Source organism: Streptomyces sp. NPDC059787 (genome assembly GCF_042732315.1).
Taxonomy (GTDB): domain Bacteria; phylum Actinomycetota; class Actinomycetes; order Streptomycetales; family Streptomycetaceae; genus Streptomyces; species Streptomyces atrovirens.
This window is the reverse complement of record NZ_JBHWHX010000004.1, coordinates 54,421-61,211: the sequence shown is the minus strand read 5'-3', so window position 1 is coordinate 61,211 and position 6,791 is coordinate 54,421. Positions and strand designations below refer to the sequence as shown.

Genomic DNA, 6,791 nt, shown 5'->3' with positions numbered 1-6,791 from the left:
CGCCGGCCTGGTGTTGGCACCGCCGCCCCCCCGGTCAGCGCGGACGCCCGCGGCCGGGGGCGGGGGGGCGTCCACCGCGCTGTCGCGCACCTCAGACGTTGAACTTGACGGACTCCAGCCACGTCTGCGGCTCCAGCGACCCACCGAATCTCCAGCCCTCGGACGACTCGCACAGGTAGGCGCCCCAGTCGTGCCCGCCAAGCTTGTGGTGGTGGCAGACGTTGCCGTCCTCGACGCCGATGGCGTAGCCGCTGAGGTTCGGCGCGTTCGGGGAGTCGCTGCCCAGCGTCAGATCCGTCGCGTCGGCCGCGCTCGACCACGCGGTCGTCCAGCCGTCCTTCTGGACGTACTCGTTGGCGGACACCTTCTTGGCGCCGACCACCGCGATGTTGATGGCCGTGATCGGCAGCCCCTGGCCCGACATGGCCCCGTCGCACCTCGGGGTCGTCCAGCCGGCACCTTTCCTGTGGACCCGGTAGCAGATGTGCCGGCCGGGATCCGAGGCGGCCAGCCGCTGAACGGCGTAGGCGGCGGTGTTCGGCGGGACCTCGGGGGCCTCGCGCTTCTCGGTCCGGGGCTCCGCCTTCTTCGTCGTCGCCTCGGGCGACTCGCTGACCGGGGCGGGGGCCGAACTCGTCACCGGGGGGACGGGCTTCTTGACGACGGGGCTCGGCTTGGCGGACGGCTTCCCGGTCGACGGCTCCGGTGTGGGCTCCGCCGCGGCGTAGTCGCCCTTCGGCACCTCCGGGGAGTCCTCCTCCAGCAGGGTGTCGGACCCGGCGGCCACCGCCACGTTGTCCTTCTTCTGCCGCGAGTCGTCCGTGGCCCAGATCAGCAGCGGCACGGCGAGGAGGACGACGCCCGCGATACCGGCGGCGGCGAGCAGGGGCTTCTTCGGGTTCCCGGACGGCGGCCCGTCCGCACCGGCGGCGGCAGCGGCGGCGGTTCCGCCCGCCCCGCCCACTCCGCCCACTCCGGCGGCCTCACCGGCTCCGGCGGCTGCGACGGCCGGCTCGGCGGCGCTCCCGCTCTCCGCTTCCGGCCGCTCCCGCGAGGCGGACGCGGTGGCCGTCGCGGCCGGTTCCCCGGTGGTGGCGGCCGGCGCGGGGGCGGCCTCGCTCTCAGCGGTGTCCGGGGCCGGCCGGGCCGTCTCCGCCGCTTCCCCGGTTCCCCCGGTGCCGCCCTCGCCGGGTTCCGGTGCGGTCGTACGCCGTGCGGCCGGTGCCAGCATCGGGCCGGGGTCGGCCGCCGCCGACCCGAGGGAGACGGCCCTGCGGACGGACGAGCCGCCCGGGTCTCCCGTGCCGTCGGGCCCGTCGGGAGCGGGCGGCTTCTTCTGGCTTGCCATCGTTCTCCTCGATCTGTGTGGACTGTGGGGTGATGGGTGGTCGTGCGGTGCGCCCCCGCTCGCTATCCGTCCTGGCCCACGGGCCCGGAACAGCGTTCCGGCCACTGCGGGTCGTCACCGAGGCGGAAGCCCTTGGCCAGCGCCTCCTCGAGGTGCGTGAGGGCCTTGAGGTCCAGTCCGCTCAGTTCCTCCGACCCGTCCATGTAGGCGGTCGCGTTCCCGGGGAGCTCACGCAGCAGTACGACGGAGGGGCCCGCGGGCACGGTCCGTACCCCCAGCACCCGGAAGCCGGTCCCCGGCACGAAGACGATCTCCTCGTACGCCTCCGGGGGCCCGCCCGGCCGGTCGATCAGTTGCCGTACCTTGCGTCCGGTGACGGACCAGACCGCGTAGCGCACGGGAGCCCCGGCGGGGAGCGCGGAGGCTCCGGCCAGGGCGCTGACCGGGGCGGGGTCGTGCAGCAGCGTGCCGACCGCCGGTTCGGGGCCGTCGGCGTCCCCGCCGCGCAGGGCCACGCCCCGGTAGGAGGGCAGCCGGCGCAGAGCTGAGGCGAGACACCCGGCGTAGGGCAGCAGGCGCCCCTCGCCGGTGTGCAGGTCCCGGATCAGCTCACGGTGGTGCAGGGGCCCTTCCTCGGCGGTGAGGTAGGCGTGCGCGGCGACGAGGTCGGTCCGCGCGGCCTCCAGTTCGTGACCGCGCAGGGCGGGCATCCGGGTGAGCACCCGGGACACGGCGGCGGCGTGCCCCTCCCAGGCACCGGCCGCGGCATCCCGGAACGCGGCACGCTCGGCGGGCCCGCTGACGTGCCCGGGCACGAACGGAAGGGCGGCACGGCGCGGCGCGGACGCCTCCCCGGCCCGCCCCCGCGGTCCCGTCGGCGCCTCGGCACGTACGGCCCGGCCGCCGGCCGGCCCCGGACCGCTCCGCTCACCGGCGGCGTGCCCCGCCCCGCCGACGACACCGTCGGCTCCGGGGCGCGCCCCGGCCGAGGAGGCGGACCGAGGCCCCGCGGCCCCCGGACCCGCCCCGCCGTCCGGCGCCGCACCGGGCCCGGGAGCCCCCGGCTCGCTCCCGACGCCGGCCCCGGCCCCGGCCCCGGCTCCGGCCTCCGGCGACGCGGCAGTCGCGGACCCCTCGGCGGACCGCCCCTCGGGACGGGACTCCGAGGACGTGGCGGGCACGGGCGCCCCGCGCCCCGCTTCCTCGGGTTCGGCGACCTCCGACGAAGACCCCGGCGGCGCACCCACCGCTCCCCCGGCACCGGCGGCCGGCCGGCCGGGAGCATCCGCATCCACTTGAACATCCGGGGACGCGACAGGACCGGCAGCCGAAGGCCCGTTCACTTCGGCGGCCGCATCGCCCTGAAGGGCATCCGGGGACGCGGCAGGCGGGGACACCGGTGCCCCGGGCCCGGCGGCCTGCGGATCGGCGGCAGCCACACCGTCGGGACGGGCCACCCCGCCTCCGGACCCGGCGGCCGACGGACCGCTCACAGCCGTACCGGACCGACGGGTCCCCCCGGCGCCGGGCCCGGCGGCCGAAGGGGCAGCGGTCGTACCGGACCCACGGCCCACCCCACCGGCCGCCGAAACCTCACCGGGTTCGCCGGCCTGCTGACCGCCAACCGCCCCGCCAGCCCCCCGGCCCGACGCACCGGGCGGCACAGCACGACCGGGCCCGCCGGCCTGCTGACCGCCAACCGCCCCGCCGGGCCCCCGGCCCGCTCCGGCGGCAGACCCGGCAACAGGCAGCGCAGGGGTCGTACCGGACCCACGGCCCACCCCACCGGCCGCCGAAACCTCACCAGGCCCGCCGGGCCCCCGGCCCACCCCGGCAACAGGCAGCGCAGGGGTCGTACCGGACCCACGACCCACCCCACCGGCCGCCGAAACCTCACCAGGCCCGCCGGGCCCCCGGCCCACCCCGGCAACAGGCAGCGCAGGGGCTGTACCGGGCCCGTGGGCCACGGTCGGCACAGCCTGACCGGGCTCGGCGGCCGACGGGCCGCCGGCGTCCGTACCGGGCCCATGGGTTGCCCGCCCCGGCGGTGGGACACGGCCGGGCTCCGCGGCCGTGGCCGGCCGGCCGGTCGCCGTGGCCGGTCGGCCGGTCGCCGGGCCGGGGCGTGAGGGCCGGCCGGAGGTGACGTAGCGGATGTTCGGTATGCCGTGTTCGGCGGCCAGGCGGCGGAGGGCGCCGTCGCCCGCCAGGAGTCTGCCGCGGACCAGCAGGTTGGTGCGTGCGCGGACGTCGGTGCCGAGGCCGCGCACGAGGCGGGACAGCGCGGGCAGCAGGGAGTCGTCCAACGGCTGTCCCGGCATGCCCAGTTCGATGGCGCACGCCTCCGGGTCGACGGCCGGTCCGAGCGGCCCCGGGCGGGGTCCGTCCGGTGCCCACAGGGCGAGGCCGGCCCGGGTCACCGTCGCCTGCCAGTGGTCCGTCAGCCGTACCGTCCCCCGTTCGCCGCCGCCGAGGATCCAGTCGGGCGGGTGGATCTCCACCGGCCTGGGGACGGGAGCCCGCCCCTCGGCGTCGACCGGTCCGCAGACCACGGACGACACGAACGGCCGCCAGCTCGGCCTCCCGTCCAGCCCGACCAGCGTGGGCCGGGGAGGGGTTCCGGGCGGTGCGTGGTCGTCGAGCAGCGGCAGGCCGGTGAGCACCTCCACCTCGGTGCCCAGCAGGTCGGCGACCGACTGCCCGAGCCGCAGCAGGTCGCGTCGGCCGCCGGGCGCGAGCCGGGTGCGGGCGCGCTCCGCCTCCGGCAGCCCCGCGAGCACGGCGGCCACCTCGTCGGCGCCGACGTCCTCCGCCTGCGGGGCACCGACCAGCACCGTCAACCGTTCGAAGTCGACGGGCACGGAGAAGCACAGGTCGTCGGGGGCGGGCCCGGGGGCCTCGGCCGGGCGGATCACCACGCCCGCCGGGACACGGTCCACGACACAGCCGCCGGCCGTGCGCGCGGGCACCCCGTCCAGCGCCTCCTCCCAGGCGGGGGCCGGCGCCCGCCGGCCCGCCTTCCGGGGCTCCGCACCGGGCGCGAACCGCCACCAGGCACAGCCGGGGCGGGAGTCGCCGTGGACGAAGAGCGTGCCCCCGGGCGTGATCAGGACGGCCCCGTCCGGAGCCGTCACCTCCAGTTCCCAGGCGTCCGCGATCCTGCGGGCGACGCTGGGCCGGTCCGGCCGGTCGTCACCGGCGCCGGACATGACGAGCCGGACCCGGTCGGTGCCCCGCGCGCGGAGGGAGTCGAGGAGCGTGCCCAGCCGTGCCCAGTGGTCGGCGTCGGGCGCCCCGCCCCCGGCGGCGGAGCCCACGATCACCGTGACGACGTCCTCCTCCCGCCCGACGGCGCCCGCCACCTCGGCGACGACGTCCAGCGGGAACGAGTCGTCCTCGACCGAGCGCACCAGCAGCACACCGTCGACGTCCTCGACCGGGGGCCCGCCGACGCCCCGGTTCCCGGTGCCGTTCGCACCGCCGGCCGGGGCCGCCGTACCGCCGCGGCCCCTGCCGGAGCCGGACCTGCGTCCCCGGCCCGGCATCACGGACGACCAGCGGCTCACGCGTCCGTCCCCCGGACCGGGTGAACGGCCTCGGTGACCACCGGCGCCGTGCGCCCGACGGCGGTGGTGGCGGCGGGCCGCTCCTCCGCACCGCCCCGGACCGCGTCGCGTACGGCGTCGAGGTCCAGCAGCATGCCCACCGCGGCCGAGGGGTTCAGATACAGCACGTGCCCCTCGGGGACGCGCGTCACCAGGTCGTCGACGCCGACGAGTTCGAAGGCGAACCGCCCCGCCGTGTGCAGGAACACCGACGAGGTGAACACCGGCACGACCGGCGTCCCGTCCGGCGCCGCCGCACTCAGCGGACCGCCGCCCGGCGCCGTCAGCACGGCCACCTCGCGCCCCACCAGCGCGGCCGGCACCGCCTCGCCGGGCCCGTATCCGGTGGACGCGAGCTGGACGGCGCGGTCCACCTCGTCCTCCGGTTCGGGCCAGCCGAGCGCGCGCGGGGACGGCCGGTACTCGGGGTTGTCCTCCCACTCGACGATCTCGCCGTCGAGCCCGGACCGCCACCGGCCGGTCATCGCCCACTCCGGGGGCTTCCCCTCCCCGGACCACATCGGGTCGACCACCCCCAGCCAGTGGTCCGGGGCGAGGCGGCCCGCCTCGCGGATGTCGTCCGGAACGGGCGGAAGCGCCTCGTCCTGCTGGCTCATCGCTGTCCTCATTCGGTGGATCGGGACGACGGCGCGGATGCGGTCCGCGCCGGGTCGTCCGGGTCGTCGTGCCAGAGGAGGCGGCGCGCGGTCGTGGCGTCCGTGACGACTCCGGTGAGCAGTCCGGAGCTCAGTACGGCGCGGACCGCCCCGGTGCCGCGTCCACCGGCCGTGACGCCGATCAGCTCGGTGACGCCACGGAGTTCGTCGGCGCTGACGGCGATCGTGCGGGCGTTCAGCTCGGTGGGGATCACCCGGCCCGCGGCGTCCAGGACATGGCCGGCCACCTCGGCGCACGCTCCCGCCTCCCGGAGCGTCTCCCGCTCCCGCTCGGACAGGGCGTCGTACACCGTGGAGTGCGGTGCGTCCCACGCCGCGATGCCGACGACGGCCTTGGTGACCAGGCCGAACCGGTCCAGCGTCTCGGCGGTGGCGGGCTGGCTGCGCAGGACGGCGGCCGTCACCGCGTCGGGCAGCAGGAACGGGGTGTGGAGCGGGAACGCCCTGCCCCCGCCCGCCGCGGCCGTACGGCGGACCGCGGTGATCGCGGCGTCATGGGCGAGGTCCCGCCCGTGCACCCCGGTCAGCTGGACCACGTCGCACGGCGGCAGCCGGGTGACCGCCTCGCTGAGCGCGTCCACCGCGTGGCTGCCGTCCAGTCCGAGGACGTCGCCCTCCTCGGCGATCTCCGAGATCAGCCGGGCCGCCGCCGTGCCGAGCCAGCGCCCGCTCTGCCGCTGGTCCGCCGGCGCCGCCGTACCGCCCTCGCCGCGGCCCAGGTTGACAACGATGCCGTGCCGGAGTCCGAACCGCTCGGTCAGTGCCCGTCCGAGCGGGACGTCGATCTCGGCCGGGACGGTGATGTCGATCCGCACGATGTCGTGGGCCACGGCCGCGTCGAGGAGGCGGGCCACCTTGAACCGGCTGATGCCGAGCTCCTTGGCGATCTCCACCTTCGACCGGTGCTCCAGGTAGAAGCGCCGGGCGACGGCGGCGGCGAGGAGCGTGTCGATCGGCGCGGGTAACGCCACCACCTCAGCCGGTTCGGCCATGTCGTCTCTCCGCGCTCTCATCGGTCGTCGACTCACGTCACTTCTCCGGCTAGTTCATCTGTGCGAAGTGAGCAGTACATGACGGGGAAGCGACATAGGAGTGACACCAGGGGCGTCAGTGACCGCCGGAACCGGACTTTCCACCTGTTGGACGGGTCGCCCGTGTCAG

General features: G+C 77.0%; 4 protein-coding genes. All 4 read right to left on the bottom strand.

The features are described from left to right. Positions 1-91 precede the first annotated feature (91 nt). Positions 92-1,348, bottom strand: a complete 1,257-nt coding sequence (locus ACFV5H_RS05295; protein ID WP_385192968.1) for a hypothetical protein — start codon at positions 1,346-1,348, stop codon at positions 92-94. Between the two features lie 62 nt (positions 1,349-1,410). Continuing rightward, positions 1,411-4,914, bottom strand: coding sequence for a hypothetical protein (locus ACFV5H_RS05290; RefSeq protein WP_385192966.1), 3,504 nt, complete (start codon positions 4,912-4,914; stop codon positions 1,411-1,413). Further along, positions 4,911-5,570 (bottom strand): type VII secretion system-associated protein, encoded by a 660-nt coding sequence (locus tag ACFV5H_RS05285; RefSeq protein ID WP_385050218.1) that lies wholly within the window; start codon positions 5,568-5,570, stop codon positions 4,911-4,913. Before ACFV5H_RS05285 ends, ACFV5H_RS05290 begins: the two co-directional genes overlap by 4 nt. Before the next feature lie 8 nt (positions 5,571-5,578). Next, the gene (locus ACFV5H_RS05280) at positions 5,579-6,622 is read right to left on the bottom strand and encodes a sugar-binding transcriptional regulator (protein WP_385050217.1); all 1,044 of its coding nucleotides are present in this window, start codon (positions 6,620-6,622) and stop codon (positions 5,579-5,581) included. Between the last annotated feature and the right edge of the window lie 169 nt (positions 6,623-6,791).